General features: G+C 44.2%; 19 protein-coding genes. 9 read left to right on the forward strand and 10 right to left on the reverse strand.

All coding sequences use genetic code 11. The annotated features are described in order from the left end of the window. Window positions 1-184 precede the first annotated feature (184 nt). The 4 genes from BUC17_RS02815 to BUC17_RS02830 all read left to right on the forward strand — a co-directional run bounded on the left by BUC17_RS02815 (window position 185) and on the right by BUC17_RS02830 (window position 3,256). Window positions 185-712 carry a class I SAM-dependent methyltransferase gene (locus BUC17_RS02815; protein WP_073361401.1) on the forward strand — a complete coding sequence of 176 codons (528 nt, stop codon included), beginning with the start codon at window positions 185-187 and terminating at the stop codon, window positions 710-712. 12 nt (window positions 713-724) lie between these two features. Next, a complete protein-coding gene (locus BUC17_RS02820; protein ID WP_073361658.1) occupies window positions 725-1,585 on the forward strand; it encodes a glycosyltransferase family 2 protein in 861 nt (286 codons plus the stop codon). Between the two features lie 166 nt (window positions 1,586-1,751). After that, window positions 1,752-2,492 (forward strand): MlaE family ABC transporter permease, encoded by a 741-nt coding sequence (locus BUC17_RS02825; RefSeq protein ID WP_073361403.1) that lies wholly within the window; start codon window positions 1,752-1,754, stop codon window positions 2,490-2,492. After that, window positions 2,489-3,256 carry an ABC transporter ATP-binding protein gene (locus BUC17_RS02830; protein WP_073361405.1) on the forward strand — a complete coding sequence of 256 codons (768 nt, stop codon included), beginning with the start codon at window positions 2,489-2,491 and terminating at the stop codon, window positions 3,254-3,256. The genes BUC17_RS02825 and BUC17_RS02830 overlap by 4 nt, the downstream gene beginning before the upstream one ends. Here BUC17_RS02830 and BUC17_RS02835 read toward each other — a convergent pair. From BUC17_RS02835 to BUC17_RS02860, 6 genes are all read right to left on the reverse strand, one after another. Further along, window positions 3,253-7,035, reverse strand: a complete 3,783-nt coding sequence (locus BUC17_RS02835) for a T9SS type B sorting domain-containing protein (RefSeq protein WP_073361407.1) — start codon at window positions 7,033-7,035, stop codon at window positions 3,253-3,255. The genes BUC17_RS02830 and BUC17_RS02835 overlap by 4 nt on opposite strands. A 108-nt stretch (window positions 7,036-7,143) precedes the next feature. Next, a complete protein-coding gene (locus BUC17_RS02840; protein ID WP_073361660.1) occupies window positions 7,144-8,205 on the reverse strand; it encodes a mannose-1-phosphate guanylyltransferase in 1,062 nt (353 codons plus the stop codon). A gap of 108 nt (window positions 8,206-8,313) precedes the next feature. Continuing rightward, window positions 8,314-8,916, reverse strand: coding sequence for a SprT-like domain-containing protein (locus tag BUC17_RS02845; RefSeq protein ID WP_073361409.1), 603 nt, complete (start codon window positions 8,914-8,916; stop codon window positions 8,314-8,316). A 29-nt stretch (window positions 8,917-8,945) separates the two neighbouring features. Beyond that, window positions 8,946-9,311: a four helix bundle protein gene (locus tag BUC17_RS02850; protein ID WP_073361411.1), complete on the reverse strand. Its 366-nt coding sequence runs from the start codon at window positions 9,309-9,311 to the stop codon at window positions 8,946-8,948. A 93-nt stretch (window positions 9,312-9,404) separates the two neighbouring features. Further along, window positions 9,405-10,079, reverse strand: a complete 675-nt coding sequence (locus BUC17_RS02855) for an SDR family NAD(P)-dependent oxidoreductase (protein ID WP_073361413.1) — start codon at window positions 10,077-10,079, stop codon at window positions 9,405-9,407. 130 nt (window positions 10,080-10,209) lie between these two features. After that, window positions 10,210-11,349, reverse strand: a complete 1,140-nt coding sequence (locus BUC17_RS02860) for an acyl-CoA dehydrogenase (protein WP_073361415.1) — start codon at window positions 11,347-11,349, stop codon at window positions 10,210-10,212. 94 nt (window positions 11,350-11,443) lie between these two features. On the opposite strand from BUC17_RS02860, the gene BUC17_RS02865 reads away from it, so the two are divergent. The 4 genes from BUC17_RS02865 to BUC17_RS02880 are packed head-to-tail and all read left to right on the forward strand — an operon-like array spanning window position 11,444 to window position 15,968. Beyond that, complete coding sequence (locus BUC17_RS02865; protein WP_073361417.1) at window positions 11,444-12,517, forward strand: anhydro-N-acetylmuramic acid kinase; 1,074 nt, start codon at window positions 11,444-11,446, stop codon at window positions 12,515-12,517. 42 nt (window positions 12,518-12,559) lie between these two features. Beyond that, window positions 12,560-13,789, forward strand: coding sequence for a Glu/Leu/Phe/Val dehydrogenase dimerization domain-containing protein (locus BUC17_RS02870; protein WP_073361419.1), 1,230 nt, complete (start codon window positions 12,560-12,562; stop codon window positions 13,787-13,789). Continuing rightward, on the forward strand, window positions 13,786-14,940 hold the full coding sequence (gene nhaA / locus BUC17_RS02875; protein WP_073361421.1) for a Na+/H+ antiporter NhaA: 1,155 nt from the start codon (window positions 13,786-13,788) through the stop codon (window positions 14,938-14,940). The genes BUC17_RS02870 and nhaA overlap by 4 nt, the downstream gene beginning before the upstream one ends. 41 nt (window positions 14,941-14,981) lie before the next feature. Further along, window positions 14,982-15,968 carry an energy transducer TonB family protein gene (locus BUC17_RS02880; protein ID WP_234977676.1) on the forward strand — a complete coding sequence of 329 codons (987 nt, stop codon included), beginning with the start codon at window positions 14,982-14,984 and terminating at the stop codon, window positions 15,966-15,968. A 25-nt stretch (window positions 15,969-15,993) separates the two neighbouring features. On the opposite strand, the gene BUC17_RS14210 is transcribed toward BUC17_RS02880, so the two are convergent. Next, window positions 15,994-16,212, reverse strand: a complete 219-nt coding sequence (locus BUC17_RS14210) for a hypothetical protein (RefSeq protein WP_234977677.1) — start codon at window positions 16,210-16,212, stop codon at window positions 15,994-15,996. Window positions 16,213-16,278: 66 nt separating this feature from the next. Further along, window positions 16,279-17,217: a glycosyltransferase gene (locus BUC17_RS02885; RefSeq protein WP_234977678.1), complete on the reverse strand. Its 939-nt coding sequence runs from the start codon at window positions 17,215-17,217 to the stop codon at window positions 16,279-16,281. 47 nt (window positions 17,218-17,264) lie between these two features. Here BUC17_RS02885 and miaE point away from each other — a divergent pair, with 47 nt between their 5' ends. Next, window positions 17,265-17,846, forward strand: a complete 582-nt coding sequence (gene miaE / locus BUC17_RS02890; RefSeq protein ID WP_073361423.1) for a MiaE family protein — start codon at window positions 17,265-17,267, stop codon at window positions 17,844-17,846. 124 nt (window positions 17,847-17,970) lie between these two features. Here the strand turns inward: miaE and BUC17_RS02895 are convergent, their stop codons facing one another. Together BUC17_RS02895 and BUC17_RS02900 are read right to left on the reverse strand one after the other, a co-directional pair. Continuing rightward, window positions 17,971-18,753 carry a hypothetical protein gene (locus BUC17_RS02895; protein WP_143161697.1) on the reverse strand — a complete coding sequence of 261 codons (783 nt, stop codon included), beginning with the start codon at window positions 18,751-18,753 and terminating at the stop codon, window positions 17,971-17,973. 143 nt (window positions 18,754-18,896) lie between these two features. Beyond that, entirely contained in the window at window positions 18,897-19,253 is a 357-nt protein-coding gene (locus BUC17_RS02900; protein ID WP_073361427.1) for a hypothetical protein, read from the reverse strand. Window positions 19,254-19,284: the final 31 nt, after the last annotated feature.

The raw sequence follows: 19,284 nt of genomic DNA on the forward strand, positions 1-19,284 counted from the left end.
AAAAGCTGCATGGTTTATTTTTTGTAAAGGTCTTTATTTTAGGGCATATCTAATGGGATAAATACATGAATCCCTGATTTGAATTCGTAAACGGCAGGTTTTAATGCGTATTTGGATGAGCAATTCATAACAAATTTATTTATAATTTTGTCCCGCTTCGTCCTATTGCGAGAAGTCAATTGGTATGTACGAGAAAACCTATCCCTCCAAACGATTCCGAATCACCCTGGAATTTTTAAAAAAGCACATCACAACCGCGGAAACCGTTTTTGACTTGGGTGTTCCTAATCCGTTTTCCAAAATCATGGAGGACAATGGGTATACCGTTCTTAACACCACTGGGGAAGATATTGATATCGATCAATCGGCCTTGCAACAGACGAATTATACCGTATTTACGGCGTTTGAAATTTTTGAACACTTGCTCAATCCGTTTACGGTATTGCAACAAGTAAAAGCCGACAAAGTCCTTATCTCCATTCCGCTTCGCCTTTGGTTTTCACCCGCCTATCGCAGCAAAACCGACCCTTGGGATCGGCATTACCATGAGTTTGAAGATTGGCAATTGGACTGGCTGCTGGAAAAAGCGGGATTCACCATCATCGACCGGGTAAAATTCACCCATCCGGTGAAAAAAATCGGAATTCGTCCGTTCTTCCGTTGGTTTACACCGCGGTACTATTTGGTTTACGCCGAACGAAAAACGTCTTAATCACCAGTTATGTTGCGGTTTGCGGTTGTTATCCCCACCTACAATGAAGAAGCGTTTATCGGACAAACGTTGGCGTCTCTCATGGCCCAAACACAGCTCCCCGAACAAATTATCGTGGTCAATGACGGCTCCACCGATAACACGGCTGCCATTGTTGAATCGTTTGCTGCTCAGTATGCGCAAATTCAATTGGTCCACAAATCTTCTGAAGCCATTCACCTGCCAGGGAGTAAGGTCATTCAGGCGTTTAAGGTTGGCGAAAAGGCACTTACCCTTCCGTATGATGTGATTGCTAAATTTGACGCCGATTTAATTTTTCCTCCCGATTATATCGCTACACTAAACACCCATTTTGAAGCCGATGCTCATGTAGGTATGGTCGGTGGATTTTGTTATATTGAAAAAAATGGGATATGGGTCCTGGAAAATTTAACCGACAAAGACCATATCCGCGGTGCCCTGAAAGCCTACCGTAAAGAAGCCTTTCAGGCAATCGGTGGCCTACGCCCGCAAATGGGTTGGGATACGGTTGACGAATTGTTATGCCACTTTTACGGTTGGAAAATTATCACCGACAACCGTTTGCATGTAAAACACTTAAAACCCACGGGGGCCAGTTATAACCAAGCCGCACGCTTCAAACAAGGAGAAGCATTTTACACCCTAGGCTATGGCTTTTGGATCACGGCTATTGCGGCTGTAAAACTTGCCCAACGCAAACAAAAACCCTTGTTGTTTTGGGATTACCTTCGCGGCTATTGGAAAGCGCAAAAAGCACAAAAACCAATGTTGGTTACCCCCGAACAAGCCCGGTTCATACGACGTTATCGTTGGCAAAAAATGCGTTCAAAACTGCAAGGCCTTTGGCGTTAACAAAAGAAATACTAGCCTAGAATGGCATTTTGAAACAATGAACTTACGAGTCAATAGGTTTTTCGTTGGACCTATTTCGCCACCAAAGACATCAAAATCCAGCACCCGCGCTATCTTGGTCTTTCAAAAAATAAGCGTACTTTTGTGCCAATCTTAAACACAACGGATGCTCCGCTACCTCACTCAAATTGGACAATATTTCTTGATGATCAAGGAAGTATTTTCAAAGCCTACCAAGTGGTCGGTCATGCGTGGTTTGTTGTTCAAAGAAATCGATGATTTGATTATCGACTCGCTTGGGATTGTCTGTTTTATTTCTTTTTTCGTGGGAGGGGTTGTCTCCATCCAAACAGCCTTGAACCTAACCAATCCGTTGATTCCAAAATTTCTTATCGGATTTGCAACCCGTCAATCGGTGATTCTCGAATTTGCCCCTACGTTTATCTCCATCATTATGGCAGGTAAAATGGGTTCGTTTATTACCTCAAGTATCGGAACCATGCGGGTTACCGAACAGATTGATGCCTTAGAGGTAATGGGGGTAAATTCACTCAACTACTTGGTTTTTCCAAAAATGATGGCACTGCTACTTTACCCTTTTGTCATCGGAATTGCTATGTTTTTGGGCGTTTTAGGCGGCTGGATGGGTGGCGTTTACGGTGGATTTACGAGTAGCGCACAGTTTATTCAAGGAATACAAACCGAATTCATTCCGTTTCACATTACCTATGCCTTTATCAAAACTTTTGTATTTGCCTTTTTATTGGCCACTATACCTTCTTTTCACGGCTATTACATGAAAGGAGGCGCCCTAGAAGTAGGTAAAGCAAGTACGGTTTCCTTTGTGTGGACCTCCGTCGTGATCATTTTAACCAACTATATCCTAACCCAATTACTTTTGGCATGATAGAAGTTAAAGACATCGAGAAATCATTCGGTAACGCCAAAGTGTTGAAAGGGATTACTACGACATTTGAAACGGGTAAAACCAACCTTATTATTGGTCAAAGTGGCTCGGGAAAAACAGTACTATTGAAGTCTTTATTAGGCATCCACCAACCCGACCACGGCATCATCGCTTTTGACGGGCGTATTCTTTCTCACATGGATGCCGATGAACGACGGGCACTACGCACCGAAATAGGAATGGTTTTTCAAGGGAGCGCATTATTTGACAGCATGACGGTAGAAGAAAATGTGGCTTTCCCTCTGAAAATGTTTACCAGCAAAACGCCCGCTGAAATTAAAGAGCGAGTTGATTTTGTCATCGACCGGGTAAATTTAGTCAACGCTCACCATAAAAAACCTTCAGAATTATCGGGGGGGATGCAAAAACGAGTGGCTATCGCTCGAGCTATAGTGAATAATCCGCGCTATTTGTTTTGTGACGAACCCAATTCGGGACTTGATCCAAAAACCTCTATTGTTATAGACAACTTGATTCATGAAATTACCGTCGAATACAATATTACCACGGTGGTAAATACCCATGATATGAATTCGGTGATGGAAATTGGGGAAAAAATCGTCTTCCTCAAGGAAGGAATTTTAGCTTGGGAAGGCTCCAAAAAAGAAATTTTCAAAACCGATAATGAAGCGGTAACCGATTTTGTTTACTCTTCCAATCTGTTTAAAAAAATTCGCAAAGCGCAAAACCGCGACGATAGTTAACGACCCGAGGTCAGCAACACCCATCCTTGTTTCTCTGTTCCATTGCGTAAAAACACCAAATAGTAGTACACTCCATCTGGTAAGAGTCCGCCGTTTTCATTTTGCCCACGCCAACTGTTGAGGTAATTTCGCTCTGCAAACACTCGCCGTCCCCAACGGTTATATACTTCAAAACGATCGACATCCAATCCTATTAAATTAAAACTATCGTTGTTCCCATCATCGTTGGGTGTCAGCACATTGGGAAATGCACAAAAAGTATTGAGTACTTCCAAAGGTACAGTAGTGGTACATAAGCCATTTACCGTCACTGCTGCCGTATACGTTCCCGCAGGTTGTCCCGTTAAATCAACCGTTGACGTATTCGCTTGAAATCCGCTAGGCCCCGACCAAGCCAAAGAAGCATTATCCAAATTGGAGGGCGATTGCGGAACAACTTCAAGGTGCACAGACCCATTCACACAAGTAGAGACAATAGAAAAAACAGGCAACGGAGTGACCTCAACGGTTGTCGAGGCAGTCGCCACACAGGAATTGCGTTGTACTGTCAATTCATAAGTACCTGCCGCCTCGGGCGTTGCTGCCAAGGGAGGCGGATTGGCACTCGTAGCGGTAAATCCGTTGGGACCAACCCAAAGGTAAGTAGCCCCCGGAATGGTGGGCGCTGCAAGTTCCAACGGACTTCCCGCACATAGGGCTAGGTCGGCAGTAATATTAAGTTCGGGCAGGGGTTCAAAGAATTGTACAACCACCGTTGCCGTATCAAAAGTATTACACAATCCATCGACGCGATACTCAAACGTATACGAACCAAATGGCAATCCTTGCGTTGACCAAACCGATCCATTGAGTCCACCACTGCCAGAGATATCAGTCCAAATTCCAAACGGTTGATAATTTCCAGACAATACGGTAAATAAATCGAGTGTTACCGTGGGCGAACACAAGGAAACTATCCCATCATCGCCTGCAAAAGGGAGTGTTGTGGGCGGAATTACATATTGCAATACTTGATCGGGACACCCTGATCCGGCAAAAGCATAGGTAATCCGTACAAAATAGGTTCCTGCATGCACCGCATTAAAAAATGGATTAAAAGGAAGTACTGCAGTGGTGCTTAATATTTGACTAGGATTATTGGCATTCCACCATTGGTACGTAAAAAGTGCATTATCATCGACCGCCAATTGTCCAAATTGCCCTTCGCACAAATTATTGGCGGTAATGGCAGGCGGATTCAATGACCCGAGGTTGACCAATCGATTCACAATATTTCCACATTCGTCTTGCACTCTAAAATTGTAAACCCCAGGGACCAATCCTGTAAAAATATTGGAGGTTCCATTCACCAAGGTAAACGGCTGTCCATTAAACGAAGTAATCGAGTAGTAAAGCGGCGCTGCACCTTGGGCAACAATCACCACGCGGGGCGTATCGGCACAGGGAACGCTATACGCATTAATAATTCTTAAATCCCCAAAAAATGAACCTTCCTTTAAGGTGGTCACGCAAGTGGTCAAGCTAGCGTTTCCATTGCTGAAGTAGTAAAAAACTTCAACCACACGAAACTGACCTGTGTAGGCAAAATTTAAATTCATCCCTTGAAAAAGCGGAATCCCATTGGAGGAATTTGGAATGGCTCCACTCACTTGTGGAACTCCCGTCCCAGGATGTGTCCATTGTCCTAATGCAGAGTTCCATTTTTGCAAATAAAAGACATGATTGGACAAGTTATTATCTGTAAAAAACAAGCGTACATCAAAAGAGCCGCAATTGGGGATAAAATCAATCGTATTTTGGGTCACTTGATAGCCAACAAGGGTGTAATCCTCCTCCAATTGTACATTGCAAACGTCGACAGAAGCAATCGTATACGACCCGGCTGGCAATCCATTCATATAGAGTCGTCCGTTAAATAAGTTGGCCGAAACATTATGCGGTAAGGGCTGGGGATACCCAGGGGGCGCAGCGGTTATTTGTACCGACACCAAATCTCCATTCAACGACCGTAAGGCAATGGAACTGAAACCAAAACCACAACCGGTCAACTCTTGTTTGATTAGGGCATTGGTATTGATTTGAGGAACGAGGGTGACACTTCGCACAAAAACACGTCCGCAAACATCCGTTATGGTAAAGGTATAGGTACCCACCGGTAAATTTTGTACAAAAGCATACACCGCTGCGGGTTGAACTATAAAAGGAGTACAATCGTATGGTAGTGGAAAGGTGAAGTTCGCTGGGGCTTCCGTCATTACAATGGATTGAAATTGTGAAAAACGGATACCAATCCCTACCGAACCTAAGTTTCCTACACATCCGTTCGGATTTCCTGGTACCAATTCAACTTCCACAGGTGGTGCACCTACAACCATTGTCAATTGAGATGTTATACCACAACTATCGACTACGGTTATTTCATAATTCCCAGGAGGTAATTCGTCTTCAAAAACACCCCCAACAATAATCCCCGAGGCATCAAAAGGGAGCTGTTGGGTATATTCGGGTGGTGCCTCGGTAAAAATCACGGAAACCACAGGATCACCATTAATTGGCATGCTCAAAACCCAAGAACATAAGGCAGGTTGATATCCCAAATTATACGTCATCGGAGGGTCGTTGACCGTGAAGGAATACGTGATCGTTCGATTACAACCGTCTGTAAATTGAAGGGTATAGTTGCCATTGGGAATTGGAGTCGTGAGGGTAGCGGCAAAGGAAACTGTGCTATCATTGTAAGGTCCAGGGTACTGGGGACTCAGTTGCGCTGGATTAAATCCTGGAGGCGCTTGTGTAAAGTTTAAGGTATACGGCGGAAGAAATAAACAAGGATTGACCTGCAATACACGGAAACAATTGTCTTTAAAACTGGATACAGAAACCGTGGGTTGCGAATTATAATTGATAGGGCCAAAGGTTCGGATATTTCCACAAGCATCCGTAATCACTACCGTATACGTACTGCTGCTTGTATTAAACAAAGGCATTTGTACAGGAATAGCTACCGAAAGAGGGCCTCCCGAAGAAACCGTTTGCGTCCAGGATATCGAACTTTGATTGGGGGCCTGTGCGGTAAAGGCTAAGGTCAAAGGGTAACGCAAAGGAAGGGTAGACTCATTCGTCAAAAGGGTTAATGTACCCGCCCCCAGTGCACAGGTGTTTAATTGACAATCCAATACCAAACTCCCCACGATTACATTAGGGGGATTTTCATAAAATACGGTATAGGTTTGCACAATAGCATCATTGCAAGTGTCATTAACTCGAAACAAATAGGTTCCTGGAGGCAGATTAAAGAACTGATTGGAAGGCTGCGGAGGATAAGTCACCGGACCCGAAATAATTTCATACGAAATGGGCTGCCCGACCGTCACATCAACCGTCACATCAGCATTGAAACAATTTACCTGTTGTCCCAAAATTTGATACGATAAAATTGTCCGTTCATCGGTTACCGTAACCGTTGTTTGTTGACTGTTGCTCGCATTCCCCAGCGTTTGCAAAGCCACCACTTGATAGGCACCTGCTATGAGTCCTGTAACCGAAAGCTGAGTGGTGGTCACCACCGGCTGAGTGGTATTAGGCAACGCATACACAGAAAAAGTAACCGTTGCATTGGGTGTAGTATTGGCCAATTCAAATTGCAACGTACCATTCCCCGTACAGGTTTCATTCTGAACATTAACCAAAAGTGAAAAGTCTGCTAATTGCGCAAAAGAGAAGCTTGAAACAAACAAGAAAAAGAGAAGGCTTATATGTAAATAATTTTTGGATTGCATACATAGCTTTATTTCACTCGATACAAATAATCGATAAGAATTTACTTATAAAGATAATAAATTCCTTGTTTACTTTTCACCTCATCATGAAGTAAATTTCAAAAAAAACTACATCTCGCTTGCCTTGGCCGTAATTCGTTTGATTTCTTGCTCCTTCCCTTTGGGATAAATCAACAAAACATCGTGATGGTCAACAATGATAAAATCATCCAAACCATCAATGACAATAAGTTTTTTTCCTTCGGCGCGAATAATATTGTTGGACGCGTTTTCCAAAATTACGGTTGCATTTACCACCGCATTGTCTTGGGCATCTTTGTCCAATTTTTCATGCAGCGAACCCCAGGTTCCTAAATCATTCCAGTCAAAAGTGGCGGGCAATACGTAGACGTTTCGGGCATGTTCTAAAATGGCATAATCAATCGAAATATTGTCAGCCTGTGCATAATGTTGCGCAATAAAATCGGACTCACTTAAGGTATTGTACGCTTCCATTCCCGCTGAAAACAGGGAAAACATGGCAGGCTGAAAATGCTGAAAAGCTTCTGTTATCGCTTGTACATTCCAGATAAAAATACCTCCATTCCACAAGAAATTGCCTTGCTCCAAAAAGTGTTTGGCCGTCTCATAATCGGGTTTTTCGCGAAATTGAACCACTGGCTTCACGGCGGCAGTCTCCGTTTGATTGTATTCAATATATCCAAAACCCGTGTTGGGGAAAGTAGGTTGAATTCCCAACGTCATCAATGCATTCTCTTGGGTACAAAAATCAAAACACTGCTGTAAATTTTGTGTAAACGCTTGCTCATCCTCTATCCAATGATCGCTGGGCGCCACCACAACGACCGCATCAGGATTTTGCTTCTTGATTTTTAACGAGGCATACAAAATACAAGGCGCGGTATTGCGCATGGCGGGCTCCAATACAATTTGTTCGGGTGCAACTTGAGGTAGTTGTTCTAAAACTAGGGCATTGTAACGCGCATTGGTCAATATCAGAATGTTCTCCACAGGAATGCTCTTCGACAAACGACTGAATGTTTTTTGAATCAAGGTTTCCCCCGAGCCCAACATATCGTGAAATTGTTTCGGATAATCGGCCGTACTCACAGGCCAAAAGCGCGATCCTACGCCACCTGCCATCAATATTGCGTAATAATTGGAATTCATGTAGTCAAAATTGGTCAACAATCCTTTTCGAACCGTTGGTACAAATATATTTAATCCCCAAAGGAAACGTATAAATATGATTATAAAAAGATAAAATAATAGTAGGATTTATCCTCCGGGTACTATTTCTACCTCTGCATTGGCATGAAACAAAAACAATTTTCCCGAAGCCACTTCCAAACAAATATAACGCTTCACCCGCAAGCCTTGTTTTTGAAAAATCCGACCGTTTTTGAGGCGAAAGTAAGCCCCATTGGGCACTTCGTGGATAAAATGCACATCCGGTTTGCGCTCATCAAACTGTTTTAACGCGAAAGCCAGCCGCGCATCGGTATCACTAGAAGCTGTGGGATTTCGAAAATGTTGGGCCACCAAGGGCAACACCGCATGAGGAAAAATTTCAGGTCGTATAAACGGTACCATCAACCGCTGAAACGTCATTTTCCACTCAACACCATGAGGTTTGATAAGTCTGCCGTATTGCTCAAATGCGACCAAATGCGCAATCTCGTGAACCAAGGTGATCAAAAAACGGTACTTATTCAAATTGGCATTCACCGTAATCTCGTGCTTTCCATTGACCGCTTTCCGATAATCACCATGCCGCGTTTGCCGCTCATGGACAATTTTCAAATGCACACTATGGGTTTTGATCAGCTCAAAACAAGGCCGTACAGCATGCTCGGGGAGGTATTTGGCGAGGACTTCCAAAGGAAAAATTATGAGTTATGAATTATGAATTAAGAGATGAGTTTCAAATTTCGTCTCGTTGTTAAAATAATGCTTCGCAATATCCGAAAAACTTCCTCACAATCCTTATTTAATGCATCAAATTGAACTTCAGATATGCGTTGAGAAGCTACCATTAATTCTAACCAATATTGCGTTTCTGCACATTCTTTTTGAGCAATATGAAGTTTATGAATAAAATCTAATTTCGACTGTGCATTATGGGCTTCTCGCACATTAGCCCCAACAGAAGTAACCGACTTCAAAAACTGTCGTTCCGTTACAAAATCTCTATTGGTAAGCAATACTTGTTGATAAAATTGAACCCCTTTCAGGGCTAACTGAAAGCTTTTTTCTATAATTATACTTTTCTTCATGGCTTTTAAAAATTTGATATTTAATAAATGTATGTACTAGTTATAATTCATAATTCATAATTCATAACTCATAATTCATAACTCATAATTCAATCATGGAGTAGAGGACGAAACCTGAATAATTTTTCCATTATGAAAAGCATTCCCTTTTAAGGTGAAATTATAGATATAATCGGCCATTTCGGCGGCTGACACGGGTGCTTGGTACCCTGGGAAGGCTTCTTCCAACATTTCGGTTTGAACCGCTCCCAACGCCAAAACATTAAATGCAATACCGCGCTCTTTGTATTCCTCAGCAAGTAGTTCCGATAAGGTAATGACAGCGCCTTTGCTCGAACTGTATGCCGCCAATCCGGGGAATTTCATACTGCCTTGAATACCGCCCATCGAACTCACACTGACCACATGACTGCCCGATGGCATAAAGGGCAAACAGACCTGGGTCAATAAAGCAACACCAAACACATTCACTTGATAGACACGTTCAAAATCTTCCAACCGCAATTGTTCAAAGGGCTTGTTGACCAAACTCCCCGCATTGTGTACAAGTCGATCTACCTGCTTCCAGCTGTGGGTGAGAAAATCCCGTACCTGATGCAAATCGTCCTCCACCGTTAAATCAAGGGAGAAACAAGTAATATTGGGATGTTGCATCAATTCCTGAGGGATTTTTCGCGATAAGGCCAACACTTGATGCCCCGCTTCTGCACATTGTAGTGCTAATTGCAAACCGATTCCTCGGGATGTTCCAGTAACGATAATATTCATAGGTTTTAGATCTAAGTGGTGACTCTATTTTTTGCGCATTGGCAGCTCATGACCCTTGAAGCAAAGTTAGGGATTTCAACCCACAAAAAAACCTCCACAAAGGGAGGTCTTTTCAATATTCATATAAAAATTAAGCAATGAGTCCACGAGAAATTACTATACGTTGAATCTCAGAAGTTCCTTCATAAATCTGTGTAATCTTCGCATCACGCATCATACGTTCTACATGATACTCCGCCACATATCCGTTCCCTCCGTGAATCTGAACTGCCTCATTGGCTACTTCTAACGCAACTTCAGAAGCATACAATTTGGCCATCGCACCACTGTGGGCAATATCTTTTCCTTCATCTTTTTCCACCGCTGCTTTCATCACCAACAATTTAGCCGCTGTCGTTTTCACATACATATCGGCCAATTTGAAAGCAATGGCTTGGTGTTTAAAGATTTCTTTGCCAAAAGCTTTGCGCTCTTGGGCATATTTCAACGCCAATTCATAAGCACCATACGCAATACCTAGAGCTTGCGAAGCGATACCAATTCGGCCTCCATTCAAAACATTCATGGCAAAAGAAAATCCAAAACCATCTTCACCAATACGGTTTTCTTTCGGCACTTTAACATCGGTAAACATTAACGAATGGGTATCCGATCCGCGAATCCCCATCTTTTTTTCTTTGGGTCCAATTTCAAATCCTTCCCACCCTTTTTCTACAATGAAGGCATTGATGCCTTTGTGTCCTTTTTCAGGGTCGGTTTGTGCCATTACCAAATAAGTTGAAGCGGTTGATCCGTTGGTAATCCAGTTTTTGGTTCCATTCAACAAATAATAATCCCCCATATCTTTCGCCGTCGTTTTTTGCGAAGTGGCATCCGAACCTGCTTCTGGCTCCGACAAACAGAAAGCACCGATCTTTTCTCCTTTGGCTAATGGCACCAAATATTTCATTTTTTGTTCTTCGCTACAGTATTTCTCCATACCCGCACACACCAACGAGTTGTTTACCGACATGATTACCGCCGCTGAAGCATCGACTTTGGCAATCTCCGTCATCGCCAACACATACGATACACTATCCAATCCAGCGCCCCCGTATTTGGGGTCAACCATCATGCCCATAAAACCCAAATCGGCCATCATTTTGACCTGCTCGGTAGGGAACTTGGAGTGTTCGTCGCGTTCAATCACGCCGGGCAATAATTCGTTTTGAGCAAAATCACGCGCCGCCTGCTGAATCATCAAATGCTCTTCGGTAAGATTAAAATCCATATAAATTCGTGTTTGTTAGTCGTAAATTTTAATTTTGGTTTCCAAATGTATAATATAATACGCGAAACTTCAAACGATTTCGTAATTTTAAAAAATGTCTAAACACACCTACCATATTCTCGGCGTCATGTCGGGCACATCCCTCGATGGCATTGACTTGGCTGAAGTTTTTTTTACGTTCGAAAACGGGCGTTGGACCTATGCATTCGGCGTTTCTGCCACTCTGCCTTATTCCAATAATTGGTACCGTCGTTTGCAGGATGCCTTACACTATGCCCCGCTCGAGCTTCAACAACTTAATCAGGAGTATACCGCCTATCTGGGCGAAGTGATTGCGTCTTTTATTCAAACCCATGGCCTTCAAGCTCTTGATGCGGTGTGCTCTCATGGCCATACGATTCTTCACCAACCGCAAAACGGATATACGTTACAAATCGGTAACCTTCCTGAAATTGCCTCCTATTGCCAACAAACGGTAGTGTGCGACTTTCGCGTGCAGGATGTAGAACGCGGTGGACAAGGCGCTCCTCTGGTTCCTATCGGCGACCGAATGCTGTTTTCAGAGTACACGTATTGCCTCAATCTCGGGGGGTTCTCCAACGTTTCCTTTGAACACCATCAACGCCGCATTGCCTTCGATATTTCGCCCGTCAATACTGTTCTTAATCACTATGCCGCACAACTTGGAATGGCCTATGATGCTGGGGGAGAACACGCGGCCGAGGGAACCCTTTTGCCTGAGCTATGGAAAGCTTTAAATGACTTGGAATACTACGCACAACCCTTTCCTAAATCGTTGGGGGTTGAATTTGTGCGCGAAAAAGTCTTACCCCTGATGCACCGTTACAACCCCTCGCCCATTGACGCGCTTCGCACCTTTACCGAACATATTGCCTACCAAACCGCCCAGGCATTACCCATTGCCCAAGGGCGTTTACTTATCACGGGCGGAGGCGCTTACAATCATTTTTTACGTCAACGAATGCAAGCCTACCTCCCCGAAATGACGCTTATCGTGCCCGATAACACAACCTTGGAATTTAAAGAAGCCTTGATTTTTGGGTTGTTGGGCGTACTGCGCTTGCGGGAGGAAATCAATGTGCTTTCGAGTGTAACAGGTGCTCACGAAGACCATTGCAGTGGAAAAGTATATCCTTGGAAAGGATGAATTATAAAGGAATCCGTACTTTTGCGGCACAAACAAACTACGATGAAAGATTTACTGAAAAAATTTGAAAATAAACAACCCGAAATCGTCTTCAATTGGAAAGATAGCGAAACCGATGCCGAAGGATGGACCGTAATCAACTCCCTACGAGGAGGAGCGGCCGGCGGGGGAACTCGCATGCGCAAAGGACTCGATATGAACGAAGTACTTTCACTGGCCAAAACCATGGAAGTGAAATTTACAGTATCCGGCCCTGCCATTGGTGGTGCAAAATCAGGGATCAATTTTGACCCCAACGACCCGCGTAAAAAAGACGTATTGAAACGTTGGTACAAAGCGGTATCGCCACTGCTGAAAAGTTATTATGGCACGGGGGGCGACCTCAACGTCGATGAAATCCATGAAGTAATTCCCATGACTGAAGAATGCGGCGTATGGCATCCGCAAGAAGGGGTGTTTAACGGACATTTCAAACCCACCGATGCCGACAAAATCAACCGCATTGGTCAGTTGCGTCAAGGGGTAATTAAAGTGATAGAAAATCCGAAATTCTCCCCCGATGTTTTGCGCAAATACACCGTAGCCGATATGATTACAGGATACGGAGTCGCCGAGGCCGTTCGTCATTATTACAACACCTATGGCGGGGATTTTCACGGTAAAAAAGCGATTGTGCAAGGATTTGGCAACGTGGGTTCGGCCGCAGCATTTTACCTTGCTGAAATGGGAGTTCGTGTCGTTGGTATCCTCGACCGTGAGGGTGGCGTGATGAATGAAAACGGATTTACCTATGACGAAATCAAACGCTTGTTCCTCAACAAAGACGGCAATAAATTGGTGGCCGAAAACATGATTCCTTTTGCCGAAATCAATGAAAAAATATGGCATATAGGCGCCGAAATTTTTGCTCCTTGCGCCGCCTCTCGCCTCGTTACACAAAGCCAAGTCGATGCCCTAATCGAGAGCGGTTTGGAAGTCATCACATGTGGAGCCAATGTACCTTTTGCGGACAAGGAGATTTTCTTTGGACCCATTATGGAACATACCGATCAAAAAGTGAGCTTGATTCCTGATTTCGTATCCAATTGTGGAATGGCGCGCGTCTTCGCCTATTTTATGGAGAAAAAAGTCCAAATGACCGATGAAGCCATTTTCTACGACACTTCCGAAACCATCAAAAAAGCGATCGAACGCGTACACGATCGTAAAGCCGACAAACATAACATTAGTGCTACGGCCTTTGAAATTGCCCTTCAACAGCTTGTATCATGAAAGTAACTCGATTGTTTACTTCCTTTTTTGAAAGTGAAAAAGCAGGCGGATTAGTCCTTGTTTTTTGCACGATTCTCTCCTTATTCTTGGCCAATTCGCAATTGTCAGAATCCTACTTGCATTGGTGGCATACGCCCATGGGAGGAAAACCTGTAGAATATTGGATCAACGACGGTTTGATGGCGATTTTCTTTTTGCTTATTGGTCTGGAACTGGAACGGGAAGTATACATTGGTGAACTCTCCAAAATCAAAGACGCTGCACTGCCTTTAGCGGGAGCCTTGGGTGGCATGCTCGTGCCTGCGTTGCTGTTTGCCTTTTTCAACCACGACACTCCAACCCACAAAGGCTATGGTATTCCTATGGCAACCGATATTGCTTTTGCCATTGGGATCTTGTCGCTATTGGGCAAACGGGTTCCGGTGGCTTTGAAAGTCTTTTTGACCGCGTTGGCTGTCATCGATGACTTGGGCGCTATTCTGATGATTGCCATTTTTTATACCGATAGTTTACAACTTGTAAACCTCGGCATTTCGCTGGGGGTGTTTGGCGTATTGCTTATCCTCAACCGACTAAAGGTCAACAACCTCTTGTGGTACCTCATTGGAGGGGTAATTATGTGGTATTTCATGTTGCATTCTGGCGTCCATGCCACGATTACAGGCGTTCTTTTGGCCTTTGCCATTCCGTTTGAAAATGGAAGTCCCCGCACGATTTCATACCAACTCCAACATTGGTTACACCATCCTGTAGCCTTTGTGATCATTCCTATTTTTGCCCTATGCAATACCGCTGTTGTGATCGAAGGCAATCTCATCGATACCTTTCAGCACCCGTATAGCATTGGCATTCTGGTAGGCTTAATCGTTGGGAAACCGTTGGGAATTTTTGCCTTCAGTTGGCTCACCGTTCGTTTCAAACTCACTCAACTCCCCGAAGGATTTACGTGGCAGCGGCTTTTGGGACTTGGTATGTTGGGCGGTATCGGATTTACCATGTCCATCTTCATCACCCTACTGGCCTTTGACGATACGACCGTGATCAACAACAGCAAATTTGTGATTGTAATCGCTTCGACCGTATCGGGACTTTTGGGCTACCTCTGGTTACAAAAAACGCTTCCTCCTCCCGCAGCTACCCCCAATGAATGATAATTTTTTGTACTTTTCAGCGTTAAATTCAAAAACCGCGTATGGATTTCCAAGAACATTCCACCCAAGACGTCTCTTTTGACCGCTCACAAGACCGTCTAAAACCGCTCGGAGAGACCACCACCCAAGACAAACGCCTTTCGTTAGTTTTGGCCACAGTGCTTTACGCCCTGCTGATATTGGTTTTGTTTTTCATTCGCTTTTGGCCTCCCTCCGACAAAGAAATGGCGGCTTTAATTGCAGGCGGTGGCGGTGGCGGCGGTGTGACGGTGAACTTTGGCGACAGTGACTTCGGTTCGGGTTCGGATTACCGCAACGACGACCTGAATGTCACCAACCAAAAAGCAACTGCAACCCCTACACCTGAAGAAAGTTTGCTTACCGACGATAGCGATGCTGCCCCCGACGAGGTGGTTGTTCCCAAAAATGAACCGACCAAAAAACCGGTGACGCCAACCAATCTTCCCATAAAAACAACGAAACCCAAAGAGGTAAAACAACCCGTTCGTAAAGTCGACGATGCCTTAGCCAACATTCTCAAAGGAGGAAACCGCGGCGGCGATGGCGATGATGCTGCAGGGGGTAATAAAGGAAAAACCAACGGCAGTCTCGGTTCCAACGGCTACTACGGTAGTGGCGGAAGCGGCGGCGGTACGGGAGGCGGAAATGGCCCTGGGAATGGAACGGGAACAGGTCCTGGCTCAGGAAGTGGCACTGGCGGCGGAAATGGCAGTGGCAACGGACGCGGGAACGGTCCCGGCTATGAACTGGCAGGCCGAAGAGCGCTCAACAAACCCCAGCCCGCCTATACGTGTAATGAAGAAGGAACCGTGGTCGTTCAAATCACTGTGGATAAAAACGGAAACGTCATCGATGCCAAACCGGGCGCGCGCGGCACTACCAACTCTGCTTCATGCCTTGCTAGTCAGGCTAAGATTGCAGCTATGCAAACCAAATGGTCGGCCAGTCCCGACGGTGCTGAACGACAAGTAGGGAAAATCACTTACAACTTCAAGTTAACAGAATAAACCAAAGCGCTTTCGGGCGCTTTTTTTAGGTCTTATTTTTTTCACTAATCCATTTCGATAGGTAGCGGGTGCTTTGCAAGGTATGGTGGTTGAGCAATTGTCCCACAACATTGGCCTCGCGATGCTGTTGAAGTTGCGTACGAACCAAATCCCAACGCGACCAAAATCGGTCGGTATGAAGTGCCGCAGAAAACTGTTGTTGCAACAACGCAAACCCTTGTTCTTGCGCTGCTGTCCATACCAAAGCGTTGGTGTAAAGATGGATTGCTTCCGCTACAAAAACATCCCAATCGTCGGTGATGACCCCGTTTCATAGGCCGTCGTGGTGCATTCCTTCGGCACCGATGGGCGTGGTAACTGTAGGGGTGCCCATTTGCATGGCTTCGAGCAACTTGCCTTTAATACCTGCCCCAAAACGCAAGGGAGCGAGCATAACCTTGGCACTAGCAATGGTAGCCAACGCTTCGGGAGCACGTCCTAAGCAAAGAAATCCTTGCGCGGGTTGGTGCAGCTGTTGGATGCGTTCGGAGGTGTATGCGCCATATATTCGGAGTTGTGCCTGGGGCAATTGACGTCGAATCTTTGGCCAGAGTACCTCTTTCAAAAGCAGTACCGCATCGGTATTGGGATCGTGCATGAAATTGCCCATAAACACAAAATCGGCGCGCGACGAAAAATCGGGTATCGAAGTCCCTTTTTCCCCAAACAAGGGCAAATACACCAATTGAGCCGCTGGAAATTGCCATTCGTTTTGCAACCATTCGTATTCAAAAGTCGAAATAATCAGCACCCAATCACAGCGGTAAAAGGCAGCCAGTTCACGTTTGGCCGTATCCGAAAGCAACAAACTACGGGAAAGCGGCACTTGCTTTTTGACCGCCTGTTGGCGTGCGGCACGTAAAAAATGTAGGTCTTGACTATCGAGCAACGTAAAAGCTTGGGGGCACTGTTCGCGGACGCGCCAGCCAAACTGTTCTTCAGTCACAAATCGGTCAAAAATTACCACATCGGGTTGCAAGGTCTTCACCCAATCGTCGAAGGCCGTATCGTTGACGGCTATGGGGTGAAAGGTATAGGGATAAGCCGCCCAATCGATAGAAAAATCGCGGTTTTGCGCAGCTGAGGCCACGGTAATGGCGTATCCTTTGGCTGCAAAAAGGGAAAGAAGTTGCAACGAACGGGTGCCTGCTGCCGACGATTGCGGTTCGGGCCATACGAGACCGATAAAAAGTAGCCGTGGAGTTTCCATTCCTACAAAGAAAACATTTAATTTTGTGGCATCAAAACGCAATCGTTATGTTGGGATTACAATTGGCCACCGACCCACGCTGGGTGAATATCGTAGAAGCAAACATTGAGGAAATCTTAACCGACCACGCTTGGTGTGAGCAAAAAGCGGCTTCCAATGCGATTTATATTATTGTCAACAACTCCGATAAGGTGGAACTGGTGACCGAAATGTTGCGCATTGCGCGGGAAGAATTGGAGCATTTTGAACAAGTGCATGAAGTGATAAAAAAACGAGGATTGGTGTTGGGCCGCGAGCGCAAGGACGACTATGTAGGCGAATTGGTAAAATTTATGAAAAAAGATGGCAGTCGCAACGATGCCTTGATTGAGCGTTTGCTTTTTGCCGCCATGATTGAAGCGAGAAGTTGTGAGCGTTTTAAAGTTTTATCCACCAACATAAGCGACCCTGAGTTGGCGCAATTTTACCGCGAACTGATGATTAGCGAAGCGGGGCACTACACGACCTTTTTGAAATTTGCCCGTCAATACAGCGAATCAATCGATGTAGATAAGCGGTGGAAGGAATGGATTGCCTTTGAAGCCTCGATCATCACCAAATACGGCAACAAAGAAACGGTACACGGGTAAAGGATATTGGCGTAGGGCGCTGCGATAGAAGCGCCGTAAAGCAAGCGCTTTGCTACAGAGAGGCACGTATCACCCCCAAGACTTTAGCCGAACGATATACAACGGCGGGAGTGAGTAGTTATCTTTACTTATATTCAAAAAACAAATCATATAGTTCTTCATTAATAACTAACTCATCTGGTTTTTGTATTTGTTTAAAACTACCATCCATGTACTGTATTTTTATTGATATTAACTTGAACTTTTCTACAACATCAGTCATCCATACATAATCAAATGAATAAGACCCTTCACTATATGTATTAATGGGGCCAATACATTTTAATGTTTTGACACTTACTGGATCGTCTACTGGATTTATTCCTTTAACACTAATCCAAATATATTTTATAGTCTTCTTTGACATATTTGCCAAAGTGATTCTGTAACCTGTTCCTTCAGTATATTCACTTTGATCAAAGATTTCAGACTTTTTTAAAATTAAACCACATTGTTCTCCTTTAGCTTTGTATTGATTTACTTGTTCTTTAATCTTTTTAAGTAATTCTTCTTTTTTGTTTTTAACTATAATGTGTAGCCTACTCAAAAGTTTTGCTTGGTTTATACTATCTAATGAACTTATGTATTTGTGGTCTTCTTCACTGATATTTACCTCTGTTGTTTTTATTATATATGTTTTATCATTCCAGAAAACTTTATAAAAATCAATGGTATGACGAATTTTACATTGATAATATCCATAAACCATTAAATCATCATTTTCTTTAACAAAATCTAAAATGTTTAAATTACAATCATAAAGAAATTCTTTACCTACACCTGCCTCTTTTTTTGATTTGGCAAAAACAAAGTTTGGTTCAGCTTGCGAGAATACAAAAATTGGAAACAACAATAGAATCAATCTCATAAAATACATTTATTCTTTTATTTATAGTGGATTTTAAGTCTCTCCCCCGCAAATTAAAAAATATTCCCCCATCTTCCTCAGGGTTTTTCCTTGTTTTTTTGAAGTATTTTTCCTTTTGAGTAGTGGTATTTTTCCAGGAAGGGTTAGGTCTTTTTCCCAAAGGTGATACGGCAAACGGTATAGGCTATGAGGCTAAACAGGAGTAGGGTTGTAAAAAAAAGGAGCACCACCCCTACATATTCGAGTCCTGGGCTGTGGGTCATGAGGGCGGTGATACCCAAAGCGCGCGTTACCGGAGCCGTGCCCCACAAAGCCACGCCTGCAGCGAGCGTCCAATGTACCGCCGTAAGACCATAAATCACGTAGGTAGCGTTCACATAACGGTGGTAGGCATACAACAGGTGTTGCGTCAACACCCGCGTCAACACCGCCAGCAACAACAGCACCCCCACGCCTAAGCTAAGGAGTAATCGTATATCGTATTGTGTGGCTGTGTGCATCGGGTAAAGAAAAGTTGCTTAAAGTTACGAA

This window comes from Flavobacterium fontis (genome assembly GCF_900129405.1).
GTDB classification, from domain to species: Bacteria; Bacteroidota; Bacteroidia; order Flavobacteriales; family Flavobacteriaceae; genus Flavobacterium; species Flavobacterium fontis.